Raw genomic sequence first — 14,920 nt, forward strand, 5'->3', positions numbered from 1 at the left:
GAGCGTTCAGCCGGAGATACCGGTGATCTCGACTTCCGTGAAATCCTGGCGGTGGCCCATCTGCTTGCGATGGTGCTTGCGGCGCCGGAACTTGATGATGGAGATCTTCTCGCCGCGCCCGTGGGTGCGGACCGTGGCCGTGACCTTGCCGCCTTCCACCAGCGGAGTGCCCACCTTCACCTCGTCGCCGCTGCCGACCAGCAGGACGTTGTCGAATTCCACGGTGGCGCCCGCCTCGGCGTCGAGCTTCTCGATGCGGAGCACGTCGCCCTGGGCGACCCGATACTGTTTGCCACCGGTTGCAATCACCGCGTACATCTTGATGTCTCCGGAAAAAGGGGGGTCTGGCGGATCCAAAGGAGCGGAATGATACCGGTGGGCGCGACACAGGTCAAACGCCCCGGAGCCCCCGAGCTTGACACCCGGACGCGGCCGTCCCTAGCATGCGCAGTTCCCAGCCGCCCGCCCGCCCCCATGGATATTGACCGGATACGCGATTTTGTCGCCGACGACATGGATGCGGTCAACGACCGTATCCGGGAGCGCCTGCAATCCTCCGTGGTGCTCATCAACCAGTTGGGCCAATACATCGTCAACAGCGGCGGCAAGCGCCTGAGGCCCCTGCTGGTCCTGCTGTCGGCCCGCGCCTGCGGCGCCACGGATCTCCGCCGGGTGGATCTGGCCACCATCATCGAGTTCATTCATACCGCCACGCTGCTGCACGACGACGTGGTGGACGCCTCCGAACTGCGCCGGGGCCGGGAGACCGCCAACGCCCTGTTCGGCAACGAGGCCAGTGTGCTGGTGGGCGATTTCCTCTATTCCAGGGCCTTCGAGATGATGGTGGAGATCGGCTCCATGCGCATCATGGAGATCCTGGCCCACACCACCAACACCATCGCCGAGGGCGAGGTGCTGCAGTTGCTCAACTGCCACGATGCCGATACCCCCGAGGACCGCTACATGGAGGTGATCCGCTCCAAGACCGCGAAGCTGTTCGAGGCGGCGGGGCGCATCGGCGCCGTGCTGGGCGGGCAGCCCGATGCGGTGGAGCGTTCCATGGCGGATTACGGCATGCACCTGGGCACGGCGTTTCAGCTCATCGACGACGTGCTGGACTATGGGGCGTCTGCCCAGGAAATGGGCAAGAACATGGGCGACGACCTGGCCGAGGGCAAGCCCACGCTGCCCCTGATCCACGCCATGCGCGTGGGCGCCCCCGAGCAATCCGCCGTGATCCGCGAAGCCATCGAGCAGGGTGGCCGGGACTACGCCGTGCGGGTGCTGGAGATCATTCGATCCACGGGGTCGCTGGATTACACCCGTTCGGTGGCAGCCTCCGAGGCCGCCCGCGCCGAGGGCAGCCTGACCGTGCTTCCGGAGTCCCCCGAGCGGGAGGCGCTGGTCGCCCTGGCGAGGTTCTCGGTCAACCGGGGATTCTAACGGCGGCCGACGCACGGTCTCCGCGACGGCACCGTACGCCGCCGACGCTTTTCTCTTGTATCTTTACACTTGTATCTTGTATCTTGCGCAGTTCTTCGGAGTGTAGCTCAGCCTGGTAGAGCACTGCCTTCGGGAGGCAGGGGTCGAAGGTTCGAATCCTTTCACTCCGACCAAAAACGATGTAAGAAGCCGCCTGCCGGAAACAGTGGGCGGCTTTTTATTTCAGGTCGCAGGCTCCTACCCATATCTCACCGACCGGTGAGATATGGGTTAGTGTTCCATGCCTTGTCAGGCCTGGTTTTCGTGTTCGCGATGGCCGCGGGTTGGTCCTTCGATGGCGAGGGTTGAAGGCAATGGGCCAGGTCATTCCTTCGCCGGACTGTCATCGAGCACGTTCAGCACTTCTACCCCGGGCAGATAGCCATACAAGACCCGCCCTTCCGTGGTCACAATCGCCGGTGTCCCATACAAACTCAGCTCCAGGGCAATGTCCAGGTGATTCATCACGGGGGTCTCGCAATCTGCGGCCTCCAGCTTCACACTCCGCTTGGCCTCGTCCATGGCCGCCTTGCGATCCTCCCGACACCAGACCGCCTCCATCAGGCGTCTGGAATTGCCATGAACGGGGAAGGCCGCGTACTTCACCCGAATGCCTTTCTCGAGATACTCATCCATCCTGAAGTGCAACAGGCGGCAGTGGGTGCAATTGACATCCGTGAAGACGACTACCGAATGCGTCACGTCACCCTCGGGTTCGTAGACGATCAGCTCGGAGTCGTCGATGGCGCCGACACGCTCTTTGACCTTCTCGGGGGGTGCACCCGCTGCCTGCGCCAAGGCCCCAAGCGTCAGTGCCCAAGCGGCCAGCAGATAGACGAGGCTGTGAGTATGCGCCCGCATTTTTTTCACGGTTGTTGTCTCTCCTCGATTCATTACTCGGGCGTAACCACTCGCCCCCCCCCTTGTCGCAAATCTGCCCCGAGAGGGCCGTCTTCCTGGCGGTCATGGAGTGGAATTGGGCGGAGACGCGGCAGCAGGCCTCGGCAGTTGCCCGGTCCTGAAGCAGCCTGAGACTGTCTGCGTGACCTTGCTTATGCACGAATCGCGCTCGGCCCTGTTTGGTCAGGTGCGCGCGGGGATCTCCGGCGAAGTATAGCACCGCGTCTTCATGGCGCTGCAGGTGTCCCCACAGGTTGTGGGCGTTCGACCTGGCCGCCAAGGCCGTGAATCGGCTTTATCGTGTGTTGCCTCCCGAATCAACAAGTCCCGGTCAGGTTTCGGGAGGCGCGGGTCTAGCCCACATATCTCACCGGGATCGCGGTTCAGGCTCGTCTTCGCGTCCGTATGCTTGCTCTTCACTCAACCCATAGCTACGGCTATGGGTTTCGCTCCAGAGCGGCGCCTACAAACGCGAATCCTTTGCCTGCTCCCGCGATCCCGGTGAGATATGCGGGCTAGGGTCCGAATCCTTTCACTCGGACCAGATCGGCCTGCGAAGGGCCTGACCGGTTTGCGGTCAGGCCTTTTTTGCTTCCCTGGCAGGCTTTCCCGTGGGGCCCGGGGCCGAGGGCACCGTAAGCAGCGCCGGCGCCTCCGAGAGCATGAAATCCAGAAATCCCTGCCCCACCCGGGAGAACCGCTTGCCCTGGGGATAGACCACGTACCACTGCCGGCGAATGGGGAATCCGGCCACGTCCAGGACCGCCAGTCGGCCGAGCGCCAGTTCCATCTCCAGGGTGTGCACCGACAACACCCCCAGCCCCAGCCCCGCCTCCACCGCCTGCTTGATGGCCTCGCTGCTGTGCATGATCTGGGCCGGCACCACCTGCTCGCCGTGCTTTTCGAAGAAGCGTTCCGTGGCGCCCCGGGTGCCGGAGCCCTGTTCCCGCATGATGAACGGCTCGGTGCGCAGACGCTCCAGGGGGATGTTGCGCTCCCGTGTCAGGGGGTGATCCGGCGGCGCAATCATCACCAGGGGGTTCTCCATGAAGGGGTGGGACACCAGATCCTTGCCGGGCGGCTGGCCCATGATGGCCAGGTCCATGGCGTTGGCCTCCAGGAGGCTCAGCAGGGTTTCGCGGTTGGTCACCTCCAGCGTCACCGAGACGCTGCTGTGGCGTTCGCAGAAGCCGGCGATCAGGCGCGGCACGAAGTAGTTGGCCGTGCTGGCCACCGCGATGGTGAGCCGCCCGCGGCTGAAGCCCTTCATCTCGTCCAGCACCATCTCCAGCTCCGACAGCTGGGCCGAGATGGCCATGGTGTAGTGGTACATCTCCCGCCCGGCCTCGGTCAGAAAGATGCGTTTTCCCACCTGCTCGAACAGGGGCAGCCCGGCATGCTCCTCCAGCTGCTTGATCTGCATGGAGACGGCGGGCTGGGTGAGGTGCAGCTCCTGGGAGGCCCGGGTGAAGCTCAGGTTGCGGGCCACGGCCTCAAAGGCCTTGAGTTGCCGAAAGGTAAAGTTCATCATGACGATCCCCACCAATCTGGACGGTTCCGCGGCGGGCCTGCCGCCTGGGGTGAAAGAGCACTTTCAGTGACGAGCACACCGCGCCGGGTATCTGCCCGGGCCGGTGCATCCCGCAGCCCCTTTTGGGGCCGCGAAGACCGGAACTGTCGATCTGGCCGGCCGGAAGCCTCGATCCGCCCCCGCCAGATCATAACTGATCACTTATCGTAATAATCACAAGAATTGATTGTTAATTATGCTGGCCTTTCCTCTAGGATGCCAGCAGTCCAAATCCAAAATGGCTTGCGGTCTCGCCCGGTGCGGGCCTCAGGCGTGGTTTTCGATCCTCAATATATCTAAGGAGTCGCACATGGCCGCCAAGAAATACAGCGCTGGCGTGAAGGAATACCGGCATACGTACTGGATGCCCGAGTATGTCCCGCTCGATACCGACATTCTGGCCTGCTTCAAGATCACGCCCCAGCCCGGCGTGGACCGCGAGGAGGCTGCCGCCGCCGTGGCCGCCGAATCCTCCACCGGCACCTGGACCACGGTGTGGACCGACCTGCTCACCGACCTGGACTACTACAAGGGCCGCGCCTACCGCATCGAGGACGTGCCCGGTGACGACGAGTCCTTCTACGCCTTCATCGCCTATCCCATCGACCTGTTCGAGGAAGGCTCCATGGTGAACGTGTTCACCTCCCTGGTGGGCAACGTGTTCGGCTTCAAGGCCGTGCGCATGCTGCGCCTGGAGGACGTGCGCTTCCCCATCGCCTACGTGAAGACCTGCGGCGGTCCGCCGCTGGGCATCCAGGTCGAGCGCGACGTGATGAACAAGTACGGCCGTCCCCTGCTGGGCTGCACCATCAAGCCCAAGCTCGGCCTGTCCGCCAAGAACTACGGCCGCGCGGTGTACGAGTGTCTGCGCGGCGGTCTGGACTTCACCAAGGACGACGAGAACGTCAACTCCCAGCCGTTCATGCGCTGGCGCCAGCGTTTCGACTTCGTCATGGAGGCCATCCACAAGGCCGAGGCGGAGACCGGCGAGCGCAAGGGTCACTACCTGAACGTGACCGCGCCCACCCCGGAAGAGATGTACAAGCGTGCCGAATACGCCAAGGAGATCGGCGCGCCGATCATCATGCACGACTACATCACCGGCGGCTTCTGCGCCAACACGGGTCTGGCCAACTGGTGCCGTGACAACGGCATGCTGCTGCACATCCACCGCGCCATGCACGCCGTGATCGACCGTCATCCCAAGCACGGTATCCACTTCCGCGTGCTGGCCAAGATCCTGCGCCTGTCCGGCGGCGACCACCTGCACACCGGCACCGTGGTGGGCAAGCTGGAAGGCGACCGCGCCGCGACCCTGGGCTGGATCGACCTGCTGCGTGAACAGTTCATCCCGGAAGACCGCAGCCGCGGCATCTTCTTCGACCAGGACTGGGGTTCCATGCCCGGCGTGTTCGCCGTCGCCTCCGGCGGTATCCATGTGTGGCACATGCCCGCCCTGGTCACCATCTTCGGCGACGACTCCGTGCTGCAGTTCGGCGGCGGCACCCTGGGCCATCCCTGGGGCAACGCGGCCGGCGCCCACGCCAACCGTGTCGCCCTGGAGGCCTGCGTGCAGGCCCGCAACGAAGGCCGCGAAGTGGAGCGCGAAGGCAAGGAGATCCTCACCGCCGCCGCCGCGCACAGCCCCGAACTCAAGATCGCCATGGACACCTGGAAAGAGATCAAGTTCGAGTTCGAGACCACCGACAAGCTGGACGTTGCGCACAAGTAATCGTCGCTGCGCGGGCGGTATTTGCCTGCCGCCCGCGACTTGAGAACCAGATTAAAGGGATACCGACATGTCCGACATTCAGAGCTACAAGCAGACGCCCAAGTTCGAAACCTTCTCCTACCTGCCGGAGATGAATGCCGACCAGGTGCGTCGCCAGATCGCCTACTGCATCGCCCAGGGCTGGAACCCGGCGGTGGAGCACAGCGAGAAGGAGAACGCCTTCGGCCACTACTGGTACATGTGGAAGCTGCCCATGTTCGGCGAGCAGTCCGTGGATACCGTGCTGGCCGAGATCGAGGCCTGCCACCGCGAATACCCGAACCAGATGGTGCGCTTCGTGGCCTATGACAACTATGCCCAGAGCCAGGGTATGGCCTTCGTGGTGTATCGCGGTCGTTGATTGCCGATGCGGGCCGGACCCTGCCGGTCCGGCCCCGTTCGCAGCCATAAACAGCAGACGCCTATCAGGAAGGATGTGCCATGAGTGATTCGACAGCCGGCTCCAGCCGGGGCCGCGAAATCGCGCTGGAGCGCCGCAAGGCCATGTCGCAGGGCGGCAAGGCCGGCGTGAACCCGCAGGCGGCCGCTCGCAGCGGCAGCCGCACGGCGTCGCGTGGCGCGACTTCCAGGTCCGCCCCGGCGCAGTCGACGGCCAGGACCCCCGCGGTGGCCTCGTCCTCAAGACCGAGGCAGACGGCTGCTCCGGCGCCTGCCGCCGCCCGCTCGCCCGACTCCGGGACCAATCCCGGGCCGTCCAGAGGACGCCAGGCGTCGCTGGCGCGGCGTCAGGCCATGACCCGCAACGGCAAGGCCGGGCTTGGCATGGTGCGTGGCGGTTCCGGCAAGGCCTCGACACTGGAGGCGTTGGCGGCGTCCATGGACGTGGACTGTTCCGAGATGAGCGGGCGGGAGATCTGCCGGCTGCGTCGCCAGGCCCTGTCCCAGGGCGGCAAGCAGGCCCTCAACGTCCAGCCTTCCCCGGTGCGCCGGGCACCCTCGGAGCAGCGGCCCGAGGCCCCCGTGGACAACGTGCCCCGCGCGTCGGAGACGGGTGAGATGAAGAAGGAGGGCTGCGGTTGCGGGTGCAAGGGCAAGAAGCGGGAGGAGGCACAGCCCACGGTGGAGGAGGCTGCCGTGGAGGCGGGTCTCGACGCCGTGTGCGAGGCGGCCGAGTCCGCTGACGACGCCGAATCCCCGGGTCCGATGATGTCCTCCGTGCGCGCCCTGTGCATGGCGCGCCGCCAGGCGCTCGCCGGGCGCGGCAAGAAGGCCCTGCGCCAGCCGCTCACGGGCGGCGGCCTGTCCCAGGGCACGCTGCCCCGGCAGCGTTCCTGGAAGGGTGCGCAGAAGCAGGGGTTGTCGGGGCGCGAGATCGCCCGGCAACGTCGCGAGGAGCTGTGTGCCATCGGGCGTGGTACAGACGAGAAGGGGCGTCCTTGCGGACGCATGCGCCCCCAGACCGGGCCGGTGAAGGTGGAGGAAGGCACCACCCTGGCCGGCCAGCGCGTCTCCGGCACCCAAGTGGACCGTTCCGCGCGGGTGACGGGTATCGAGTCCGGCAGCTGCCGGACCATCACGGGCACCGAGTACACGGGTGCCGAGCAGTACGAGCGTTTCTGCCGGACGCGGCCGGAGGCCAATGCGCCGAAAGTGAGCGTCACCCACACCCTGCGCGGTCAGGGCGTGACCGGCACGGAGGTGGGCCGTTCGGTGAGAGTCACCGGCGACGAGTACGGCAGCTGCAAGCCCGTGACCGGCACCGAGTACATCGGTGCGGAGCAATACGCGGAATTCTGCGCCACGGGCCCGCAGCCGGGCCCGCGCAAGACCAGCGCCATGCCGACCCGCGGTGGCGAGTCGGTGTCCGGCACCGCCGTGGGCAGGAGCGTCAGGGTGACCGGCGACGAGGCCGGCTCCGGTCGCCCGATCACGGGTACGGACTATGTCAGCGAAGCCGCCAGCGAGGTGCCCGGCATGGGAAAGTCTGAAAGCGGCCCCCTGAAGGTGGGGGTCATGCACACCCTGCGCGGGCGTGAACTGACCGGCACGGAAGTGGGCCGCTCCGTGAAGGTGACCGGTGACGAACCCGGCAGCTGCAAGTCGGTCACCGGTACCGAGTACATCGGCGCCGAGCAGTACGTCTCCGGGTGCGGCACGCGTCCGGCGCCCGGCCCCGAGAAGGTGTCGCGGTTGAGCACGCCCCAGGGGCTTGCGGTGACCGGCACGGCGGTGGGCCGCAGCGAGCGCGTCACGGGTGACGAGCCCGGCTCCTGCGCACGCCTGACCGGCACGCCCTATTACAACCAGGACGATTTCGCAGCGGCCTGTGAGGCACCCGCCGCCGGCGGCGTGCCCAAGGTGGGCGTGATGCACACGCTCAAGGGGCGCGAGGTGTCCGGTACCGTGGTGGGCGGGTCCTTCAGGGTGACCGGTGACGAGTACGGCGGCTGCAAGCCCATCACCGGTACCGAGTACGTGGGTTCCGAGCACTACGACGCCTTCTGCGCCAGCCGCCCCGATCCCTCGCCCGAGAAGGTGACCGTGGGTCGGACCTGGAACCAGCAGGCGGTCTCCGGCAGCGCCGTGGGCCGCAGCGCCAGGGTGACCGGCGACGAGTACGGCGCATGCAAGCCTGTCACCGGCACCGCGTATATCGGTCCTGACCAGTACCAGGACTTCTGCGAGGCGCCCGATACGGGGGCGGCCCAGGAACGGGTGGCGCAGCGCCATTCCACGCCGGGCATGCCGGTCACGGGCAGCCAGCCGGGCTACGACCCGCAGGTGACGGGCACCGAGCGCGGCGCCTGCCAGCCGGTCTCCGGTGCCCCCTACGTGGGCGCTGACGACTTCGCGCAGACCTGCCACATGGGCGGTGCGGCGGACCTGCATCCGCGCCTGCGTCCGGAAGGGCAGCCGGCACAGGCGGCGCCGCAGGGTTTCGAGCCTGCGCCCAACAGCCGGTTCAGCGTCGTGTCTCCGGCCCGTGAGGCCTGGGAGCGGCGCGACCGCCGGGTGACGGGAACCGCCTACGGCGCCAACGGCACGGTCACCGGCCCCATCAACAAGGCTGCGGGCCTGATCTCGGGCACTCCCGAGTTCCGTTACAGCGAAGGCGCCGCGGCCCCAGGTCAGGCCGTGCCCGCCCAGCCCGAGGCACCGCCTGCCGCCAGCCGGATCACCGGCAACGGCAGCGAAAGCGGCGTGACCATCACCGGTGATCACTGGGCCCGGGGCAGCAGCGTGACGGGGACCGAGGGTTTCTCGGTGCGCCGTAACGCCACCCAGCGCGGCGAGCCACGCGGCGAGGGCCGCAGTGCCGTGACGTATCGCGGCATGGAACGGCCCGAGGTGCCCGAGAGCAGGATCACCGGCAGTTCCGGGAACACCAGCAAGGGTTCCCTGGTGACGCTCTCCGGGGGTGCGCGTGGCTAGGATGAAGGCGGCCGCGGGCCGTGCGGACGTGAATGCTGCGACATCGTGACAAGACCCCCCTGGGGAGCCGCTACAAGGCACCCAGGGAGATGGGCGTCGGACGGCCCGAGGAGGACGACAGGGAACAGCAGGCGCAGGTGGAAGGCGAGTCCGCCCCTGCATCGGCGGCGTCCAGCGCCCAGGCGCCTTTCCTGCCGGGTCATCCCCTGGCGGACCAGGACGCCAACACGGCGTTGTACGAATACGAGCGGGGGTTCCGGGAGCGATTCGCGCGTCTGGTGCCGGTGCTCAAGGAGGTGCACTCGCTGCAGCACGAACCGGATTTCGAGCTGCGTGCACAGAAGATCACGCAAGAGGCGCTGGGTTACCGGCTGCCGGAAGAAGTTGTGGCGGATGCCTGGATCAACGGTCTGGACACCCGCGCGCTGTACCTGCACGGCATGTTCGAGATGTTCGACCAGGTGGTCAACGAACACTGGCGGGGCCGCGACGACCTGATCGCCGATGCGCAACGGGCCGTCGCCTACTTCCTGGACTGCGATTTCCATGAAGTGGACATCACGCCCTGTTCGGATGGACGCCTGCTGGGCCTGCGACGTTTCATTCTGCGTCTGCCCGCCCTGGCCGTGCGTGTGAAGAGTTATGCCGGTGCGCTGTTCGACATCGAGAGCGACGTGCAGCACTGGACGAGGCGCGAGCTGATCCGCTTCAGGGAGGGTGTGCCGACGACGCCGGACGTGCCGAGCCGCTACCTGAAGATTGCTGTGTACCACTTCAGCAGCTCGGCGCCGAATGAACAGGGATGCGCGGCCCATGGCTGCAACGAACGCGACGCGGCCGAGGCGGCGCTCCTGCAGCTCAGGGCGTTCCGCCAGGCGATCGAGAACACGTACTGCTGCGGCGCGTCGGTGGATACATTGCTGATCGGCGTGGACACGGACACGGACGCCATCAAGGTGCACGTGCCCGATGCGGATACGCGCATGAGCCTGTACCGCTTCGTGGACTGCGGCGAGCTGTACCGCGAGACGCGCGAGCTGGATGCCCAGACGGCGTCGCTGCGGGTGTACGAGGCGATACAGGAGGCGATCCACACCCAGGGCTGGGGCAAGGGCAACGGTGCGCCGCACGAAGGGATGCTGCGACTCGTGACGAGACTGCTGCTGAACAACATCTCGCAGCTCGATTACGTGGCGCGCTACCACGGTGGACGCTACGCCGACGTGGAGCATCAGGAGCGGGTGATCATCGTGGGTGATCACATCTCCGAGATGCAGGTACGCAACTTCGCGTACTTCACGCAGATGCAGACCATGGAGGAGGACGGCAAGAACATGGACGTGGCGGTGCGCAAGATATTCGGCTCGCTGAACATCTCGCACGGTCTGCCCATACCGGTGGTGGTGCATTACCGCTACAACCGGAACGTCCCGGGAGCCCGGGATCGCGCAGAGGCCCATGCGCGGCGGGTGAAGGCGGCGATCATGGATCGCTACCGGGAGCTGGCCGAAAAGGGTCTGATCGGATGTCACATGGTGATCCGTGACAAGCAGAGTGGCAGCCAGCTCGAACTGCTGGAAGGTTGAACCGCAAGGTCACAGGGCGAACGCATGAAGATCTGCAAGGTTGAAAAGACGCTGGTGTCGACGAACAGGATCAGGGACCTGGGCCATCGTCCGCTGCTGGTGGTGCGCGAAAAGGGCAGCGGCCCGCCCACGGTGGCCGTGGACGCGGTGGGTTGCGTGCCGGGCGACTGGGTGATCGTGGTGGGCAGCTCGGCCGCGCGTGAAGCCGCCGGCAGCAAGGAGTACCCGAGTGACGCCACCATCGTCGGCATCATCGACTACTGGGAGGAGGAGTAACCGGTGGAGATCATGCGCGTGGTCGACGAGCTGGTCTGCACCCGGCGCGTGCCGGGGCTGTACACCGCCTCGCTGCGCGTGCTCGCGGACCACAAGGGCAGGCTCAACGTCGCGGTGGATCCGGTGGGCGCACACCCGGGCAACTGGGTGTTCACCGTGAGCGGCTCGGCGGCGCGCTACGCGACAGGTGATTTTCGCATCGCCACCGATCTCACCATCGGCGGCATCATCGATCACTGGGACGGTGATGACGGCAGTAAACAGGCCACCGGAAGGGAATCGGGTGGTGAAGGCAACGAAGCAAGCGGCTCGGCCACCTCCAGAAACGTGGCGTGAGCATGATTGGAATCTGAACCCGTAAATCCAGGAGAAGAGAGATGGCAAGTGAACGTTTTGGAGTGGCCCTTGGGATGATCGAGACCCGCGGTCTGGTGCCGGCGATTGAAGCAGCCGATGCCATGACCAAGGCCTCCGAGGTGCGTCTGATCGGGCGCCAGTTCGTGGGCGGCGGCTACGTGACCGTGCTGGTGCGCGGCGAGACGGGTGCGGTGAACGCGGCCGTGCGTGCCGGCGCTGACGCCTGCGAGCGCGTGGGTGATGGCCTGGTGGCTGCGCACATCATTGCCCGCGTGCATTCCGAGGTGGAAAGCATCCTGCCCGAGCGCGTGGAAAAGTAAGTCAACAAACCTTGACTAGGAGTTAAGACAATGGCGAATGAACGATTTGGTGTGGCCCTCGGCATGATCGAGACCCGTGGTCTGGTTCCCGCGATCGAAGCGGCGGATGCCATGACCAAGGCCTCCGAAGTGCGGCTGATTGGTCGTCAGTTCGTGGGCGGTGGTTACGTCACCGTGCTGGTGCGCGGTGAGACGGGCGCGGTGAACGCGGCCGTGCGTGCCGGCGCTGATGCCTGCGAGCGCGTGGGTGACGGCCTGGTGGCCGCGCACATCATTGCCCGCGTGCATTCCGAGGTGGAAGCGATCCTGCCCGAGAAGCCGTAAGCGGCAATCGCGGTATGGAACCCGTAATTGCCGCCGCGGTAACAAGCCCGGCGGCAGGGGTCTGAAGCAAGGAGACTGAGATGGCTAACGAAGTGACCGGTGTGGCCCTCGGGATGATCGAGACCCGCGGTCTGGTGCCGGCGATTGAAGCAGCCGATGCCATGACCAAGGCCTCCGAGGTGCGTCTGATCGGGCGCCAGTTCGTGGGCGGTGGTTACGTGACCGTGCTGGTGCGCGGCGAGACGGGCGCGGTGAACGCGGCCGTGCGTGCCGGTGCCGATGCCTGCGAGCGCGTGGGTGACGGCCTGGTGGCCGCGCACATCATTGCCCGCGTACATACCGAGGTGGAGGGCATTCTGCCCACGAGCCCCAGCGACAGCGGCGCCTGTGACGGCCGTGACGGCGCGGTAGTGCCGGCCAGCTAAGGACGCGCATCCATGGCCGATTCGCGCATCATCGGATTCCTGGGGCGGGCGATCTCCCATGAGTTCTCCGCGGCCCAGCAGTATCTCGCCCAGGCGAGGCTGACCGCCCTGTGGGGTCTGGAGTCCGAGAGTGCAGGTTTTCGCAAGGATGCGGACGAGGAGATGGGGCATGCCGACATGCTGCTGACGCGCATGCTGTTTCATGGCGCCACCCCGGGTGGCACCCATCTGGCGCCGGTACGCCTGGGCCGGTCCCTGGCGGATCTGCTCCTGCACGACCGGGAGCTGGAGCTGGATGCGGTCAGGCTGTACGAGGAGGCCATGACCTATTGCCGGCGGCGTCGGGCCGAGGACGATGCGCAGCTGTTTGAGCGCATCCTCAATGATGAACTCGAGCACGTGCGCGAGATCGATGCCCGGCTGGCGGCGATGGACAACAGGAGCCGCAGCCGTGGCTGACTCGGATCTGGTGGTGCCGGAGGGTTGGGATCCGGGGCGCGGCAAGGCGGCGCAGCTCAACAAGCGCTACAGCTTCGAGGGCTACGGCCAGACGCGCGATTTCCTGGACCGGGTGGCCGAGCTGTCCGAGGGCGAGGGCTATCACCCCAACATCAGTTTCGGCACCACGTATGTGAACATCACCATTGACGCGCGCAATGGTGAGCGGCTGGAAGAGACGGACGTCGCCTTCGCGCTGGAGATAGACAGGCTTTACTCGGAAAAGGGTTAGCGCCGCCTGGTCGAGGGCGCCTTGAAGCGGGGAGCGGGCATGTCGTCGAAGGTGGTTGCGGTCATCAATCAGAAGGGTGGCACGGGCAAGACCACCCTGACCATGAACCTGGCCGCCGGGCTTGCGCGCCGCGCGCGTTCCCTGGTGGTGGACGCCGACCCGCAGGGCTCCGCCGGGCACTGGGTGCGCATGGCGGACGATCGCCGCCCCTTTCCCGCCTCGGTGATCTCGGTGGCCGGGCCCCTGGACCGCGAGGTGGGGCGCATCCGGCGCGACTACGACTACGTGGTGGTGGATTGCCCCCCCACCATGGACAGGGCCTCCGCCGGGGCCGCCATGTCGGTGGCCGACGTGGTGCTCATCCCCGTGCTGCCGTCACCGGTGGATCTGTGGGGCAGCGTGCGCATGTCGCGCGGGCTGGAGGACGCCCGCGATGAGAACCCCGGGCTGCGGGCGTTCATCGTGGTCAACCAGCTGGAGGTGCGCAACGCGCTGTCCCGGGCCATGCGCCACGCGCTGACGGAGATCGACATTCCGGCGCTGGACAGCAGCCTGCGGCGCCGGGCGGCGTATCGGCGCGCCGCGCTCGAAGGCTGCTCGGTCTATGACCTGGGCAAGCCCGGCGAGGCGGCGGCCGCCGAAGTGGAATCCATCATTGAAGAGGTGTTCGAGTCATGAGCGACATCCAGAGCAAGCTGGCCGCCGGCGTACGCGAGGCGAGGAAGCAGCAGGACGAACCCAAGGCGGGCAAGGCCGAGGCGGCCAAGTCCAGGCCGGCTCCCAAGACGCCCGCCCCGGCCAAGGCGCCGGCACCCGCTGCGGACGACGCCAACCAGGTGCCGCCCAACACCGGCGATGACCCGTGGGCGGATCTGCATCCGCGGCGCGTCTGGCCCGACTGAGGCCCGTTTGGCCATTCACGGTAAAGAGGACGGGACCGCCGCCGAAACGGGGCGATCCCCGGGAGAGTTGTTGTCATGAACGATGAGCTGCGCGACTACCTGATCCACGAGGAGCCGTATTACCGGCCCGTCGGCGACGAGGTGGAACTCTACGAGGCCGCCTACTCGGTGCGTATGCCCATGATGCTCAAGGGCCCCACCGGCTGCGGCAAGACCCGATTCGTGGAGTACATGGCCTGGCGTCTGGGCAAGCCGCTGATCACCGTGGCCTGCAACGAGGACATGACCGCATCCGACCTGGTGGGGCGTTTCCTGCTGGATGCCGAGGGGACCCGCTGGCAGGACGGCCCTCTCGCGCTGGCCGCCCGCTTCGGGGCCATCTGCTATCTGGACGAGGTGGTCGAGGCGCGCCAGGACACCACGGTGGTGATCCATCCGCTGACCGACAATCGCCGCGTGCTGCCCCTGGAGCGCAAGGGTGAGCTGGTGCATGCCCACGAAGACTTCCAGGTAGTGATCTCCTACAACCCGGGCTACCAGAGCCTGATGAAGGACCTCAAGCAGTCCACCAAGCAGCGTTTCGGGGCGCTGGACTTCAACTACCCGGCCCATGACCTGGAAACCGAGATTGTCTCTCACGAGACCGGGGTGAGCGCCGACATCGCCGGCAAGCTGGTGAGCGTGGCCGAGCGTGCCCGCAACCTCAAGGGTCACGGTCTGGACGAGGGCATCTCCACGCGCATGCTGGTGTACGCCGGTTCGTTGATCCACAAGGGTGTCGCGCCGCTGGCCGCCTGCCGCATGGCCCTGGTGCGTCCCATCACGGACGACCCCGACATGCGCGACGCCCTGGACGCCGCGGTCACGACGTTCTTCTGACCGGT

The 14,920-nt window shown here is 66.4% G+C and carries 18 protein-coding genes and 1 tRNA gene; 16 read left to right on the forward strand and 3 right to left on the reverse strand.

Going from position 1 to position 14,920, the window contains the following annotated elements:
* Positions 1-6: 6 nt before the first annotated feature.
* Positions 7-318: a 50S ribosomal protein L21 gene (rplU, locus tag B1C78_RS07565; RefSeq protein WP_077278554.1), complete on the reverse strand. Its 312-nt coding sequence runs from the start codon at positions 316-318 to the stop codon at positions 7-9.
* 156 nt (positions 319-474) lie between these two features.
* Between rplU and ispB the strand changes: the two genes are divergently transcribed.
* Together ispB and B1C78_RS07575 are read left to right on the forward strand one after the other, a co-directional pair.
* Positions 475-1,443 (forward strand): octaprenyl diphosphate synthase, encoded by a 969-nt coding sequence (gene ispB, locus B1C78_RS07570; protein ID WP_077278555.1) that lies wholly within the window; start codon positions 475-477, stop codon positions 1,441-1,443.
* A 96-nt stretch (positions 1,444-1,539) separates the two neighbouring features.
* Positions 1,540-1,616, forward strand: a tRNA-Pro gene (locus B1C78_RS07575).
* A gap of 190 nt (positions 1,617-1,806) precedes the next feature.
* Here B1C78_RS07575 and B1C78_RS07580 read toward each other — a convergent pair.
* Both B1C78_RS07580 and B1C78_RS07585 read right to left on the reverse strand, forming a co-directional pair.
* On the reverse strand, positions 1,807-2,343 hold the full coding sequence (locus tag B1C78_RS07580; protein WP_077278556.1) for a thioredoxin fold domain-containing protein: 537 nt from the start codon (positions 2,341-2,343) through the stop codon (positions 1,807-1,809).
* Positions 2,344-2,959: 616 nt separating this feature from the next.
* A complete protein-coding gene (locus B1C78_RS07585; protein ID WP_077278581.1) occupies positions 2,960-3,913 on the reverse strand; it encodes a LysR family transcriptional regulator in 954 nt (317 codons plus the stop codon).
* 349 nt (positions 3,914-4,262) lie between these two features.
* On the opposite strand from B1C78_RS07585, the gene B1C78_RS07590 reads away from it, so the two are divergent.
* The 14 genes from B1C78_RS07590 (at position 4,263) to B1C78_RS07655 (ending at position 14,915) form a co-directional block, all read left to right on the forward strand.
* The gene (locus B1C78_RS07590; RefSeq protein WP_077278557.1) at positions 4,263-5,684 is read left to right on the forward strand and encodes a form I ribulose bisphosphate carboxylase large subunit; all 1,422 of its coding nucleotides are present in this window, start codon (positions 4,263-4,265) and stop codon (positions 5,682-5,684) included.
* Between the two features lie 67 nt (positions 5,685-5,751).
* A complete protein-coding gene (locus tag B1C78_RS07595; protein ID WP_077278558.1) occupies positions 5,752-6,084 on the forward strand; it encodes a ribulose bisphosphate carboxylase small subunit in 333 nt (110 codons plus the stop codon).
* A 143-nt stretch (positions 6,085-6,227) separates the two neighbouring features.
* The gene (locus B1C78_RS07600; protein ID WP_077278582.1) at positions 6,228-9,116 is read left to right on the forward strand and encodes an alpha-carboxysome scaffolding protein CsoS2; all 2,889 of its coding nucleotides are present in this window, start codon (positions 6,228-6,230) and stop codon (positions 9,114-9,116) included.
* A gap of 32 nt (positions 9,117-9,148) precedes the next feature.
* On the forward strand, positions 9,149-10,702 hold the full coding sequence (locus tag B1C78_RS07605) for a carboxysome shell carbonic anhydrase (RefSeq protein WP_077278559.1): 1,554 nt from the start codon (positions 9,149-9,151) through the stop codon (positions 10,700-10,702).
* A gap of 24 nt (positions 10,703-10,726) precedes the next feature.
* Positions 10,727-10,978, forward strand: coding sequence for an alpha-carboxysome shell vertex protein CsoS4 (gene csoS4, locus B1C78_RS07610; RefSeq protein WP_077278560.1), 252 nt, complete (start codon positions 10,727-10,729; stop codon positions 10,976-10,978).
* Between the two features lie 3 nt (positions 10,979-10,981).
* Positions 10,982-11,314: a carboxysome peptide B gene (locus B1C78_RS07615; protein ID WP_077278561.1), complete on the forward strand. Its 333-nt coding sequence runs from the start codon at positions 10,982-10,984 to the stop codon at positions 11,312-11,314.
* Positions 11,315-11,355: 41 nt separating this feature from the next.
* The gene (gene csoS1 / locus B1C78_RS07620; RefSeq protein ID WP_077278562.1) at positions 11,356-11,655 is read left to right on the forward strand and encodes an alpha-carboxysome major shell protein CsoS1; all 300 of its coding nucleotides are present in this window, start codon (positions 11,356-11,358) and stop codon (positions 11,653-11,655) included.
* 30 nt (positions 11,656-11,685) lie between these two features.
* Complete coding sequence (gene csoS1 / locus B1C78_RS07625) at positions 11,686-11,979, forward strand: alpha-carboxysome major shell protein CsoS1 (RefSeq protein WP_077278563.1); 294 nt, start codon at positions 11,686-11,688, stop codon at positions 11,977-11,979.
* 80 nt (positions 11,980-12,059) lie between these two features.
* Complete coding sequence (gene csoS1 / locus B1C78_RS07630; RefSeq protein WP_077278564.1) at positions 12,060-12,404, forward strand: alpha-carboxysome major shell protein CsoS1; 345 nt, start codon at positions 12,060-12,062, stop codon at positions 12,402-12,404.
* 12 nt (positions 12,405-12,416) lie between these two features.
* Complete coding sequence (locus tag B1C78_RS07635) at positions 12,417-12,863, forward strand: ferritin-like domain-containing protein (RefSeq protein WP_077278565.1); 447 nt, start codon at positions 12,417-12,419, stop codon at positions 12,861-12,863.
* Complete coding sequence (locus tag B1C78_RS07640) at positions 12,856-13,134, forward strand: 4a-hydroxytetrahydrobiopterin dehydratase (RefSeq protein ID WP_077278566.1); 279 nt, start codon at positions 12,856-12,858, stop codon at positions 13,132-13,134. Before B1C78_RS07635 ends, B1C78_RS07640 begins: the two co-directional genes overlap by 8 nt.
* Positions 13,135-13,173: 39 nt before the next feature.
* On the forward strand, positions 13,174-13,812 hold the full coding sequence (gene parA, locus B1C78_RS07645) for a ParA family partition ATPase (protein WP_077278567.1): 639 nt from the start codon (positions 13,174-13,176) through the stop codon (positions 13,810-13,812).
* Positions 13,809-14,036, forward strand: a complete 228-nt coding sequence (locus B1C78_RS07650; protein WP_077278568.1) for a histone H1 protein — start codon at positions 13,809-13,811, stop codon at positions 14,034-14,036. Before parA ends, B1C78_RS07650 begins: the two co-directional genes overlap by 4 nt.
* Before the next feature lie 75 nt (positions 14,037-14,111).
* A complete protein-coding gene (locus tag B1C78_RS07655) occupies positions 14,112-14,915 on the forward strand; it encodes a CbbQ/NirQ/NorQ/GpvN family protein (RefSeq protein ID WP_077278569.1) in 804 nt (267 codons plus the stop codon).
* Positions 14,916-14,920 lie beyond the last annotated feature (5 nt).

Source organism: Thioalkalivibrio denitrificans (genome assembly GCF_002000365.1).
Classification (GTDB): Bacteria; Pseudomonadota; Gammaproteobacteria; order Ectothiorhodospirales; family Ectothiorhodospiraceae; genus Thioalkalivibrio_A; species Thioalkalivibrio_A denitrificans.

Excerpts from the sequence above, each read along its gene's own strand:
- B1C78_RS07595 (WP_077278558.1), top strand. The coding sequence starts at position 5,752 with ATGTCCGACATTCAGAGCTACAAGCAGACGCCCAAGTTCGAAACCTTC.
- csoS1 (WP_077278564.1), top strand. The coding sequence starts at position 12,060 with ATGGCTAACGAAGTGACCGGTGTGGCCCTCGGGATGATCGAGACCCGC.
- parA (WP_077278567.1), top strand. The coding sequence starts at position 13,174 with ATGTCGTCGAAGGTGGTTGCGGTCATCAATCAGAAGGGTGGCACGGGC.
- B1C78_RS07590 (WP_077278557.1), top strand. The coding sequence starts at position 4,263 with ATGGCCGCCAAGAAATACAGCGCTGGCGTGAAGGAATACCGGCATACG.
- B1C78_RS07600 (WP_077278582.1), top strand. The coding sequence starts at position 6,228 with ATGTCGCAGGGCGGCAAGGCCGGCGTGAACCCGCAGGCGGCCGCTCGC.
- csoS1 (WP_077278563.1), top strand. The coding sequence starts at position 11,686 with ATGGCGAATGAACGATTTGGTGTGGCCCTCGGCATGATCGAGACCCGT.
- ispB (WP_077278555.1), top strand. The coding sequence starts at position 475 with ATGGATATTGACCGGATACGCGATTTTGTCGCCGACGACATGGATGCG.
- B1C78_RS07635 (WP_077278565.1), top strand. The coding sequence starts at position 12,417 with ATGGCCGATTCGCGCATCATCGGATTCCTGGGGCGGGCGATCTCCCAT.
- csoS1 (WP_077278562.1), top strand. The coding sequence starts at position 11,356 with ATGGCAAGTGAACGTTTTGGAGTGGCCCTTGGGATGATCGAGACCCGC.
- B1C78_RS07655 (WP_077278569.1), top strand. The coding sequence starts at position 14,112 with ATGAACGATGAGCTGCGCGACTACCTGATCCACGAGGAGCCGTATTAC.
- B1C78_RS07580 (WP_077278556.1), bottom strand. The coding sequence starts at position 2,343 with ATGCGGGCGCATACTCACAGCCTCGTCTATCTGCTGGCCGCTTGGGCA.
- B1C78_RS07650 (WP_077278568.1), top strand. The coding sequence starts at position 13,809 with ATGAGCGACATCCAGAGCAAGCTGGCCGCCGGCGTACGCGAGGCGAGG.
- B1C78_RS07605 (WP_077278559.1), top strand. The coding sequence starts at position 9,149 with ATGCTGCGACATCGTGACAAGACCCCCCTGGGGAGCCGCTACAAGGCA.
- csoS4 (WP_077278560.1), top strand. The coding sequence starts at position 10,727 with ATGAAGATCTGCAAGGTTGAAAAGACGCTGGTGTCGACGAACAGGATC.
- rplU (WP_077278554.1), bottom strand. The coding sequence starts at position 318 with ATGTACGCGGTGATTGCAACCGGTGGCAAACAGTATCGGGTCGCCCAG.
- B1C78_RS07585 (WP_077278581.1), bottom strand. The coding sequence starts at position 3,913 with ATGATGAACTTTACCTTTCGGCAACTCAAGGCCTTTGAGGCCGTGGCC.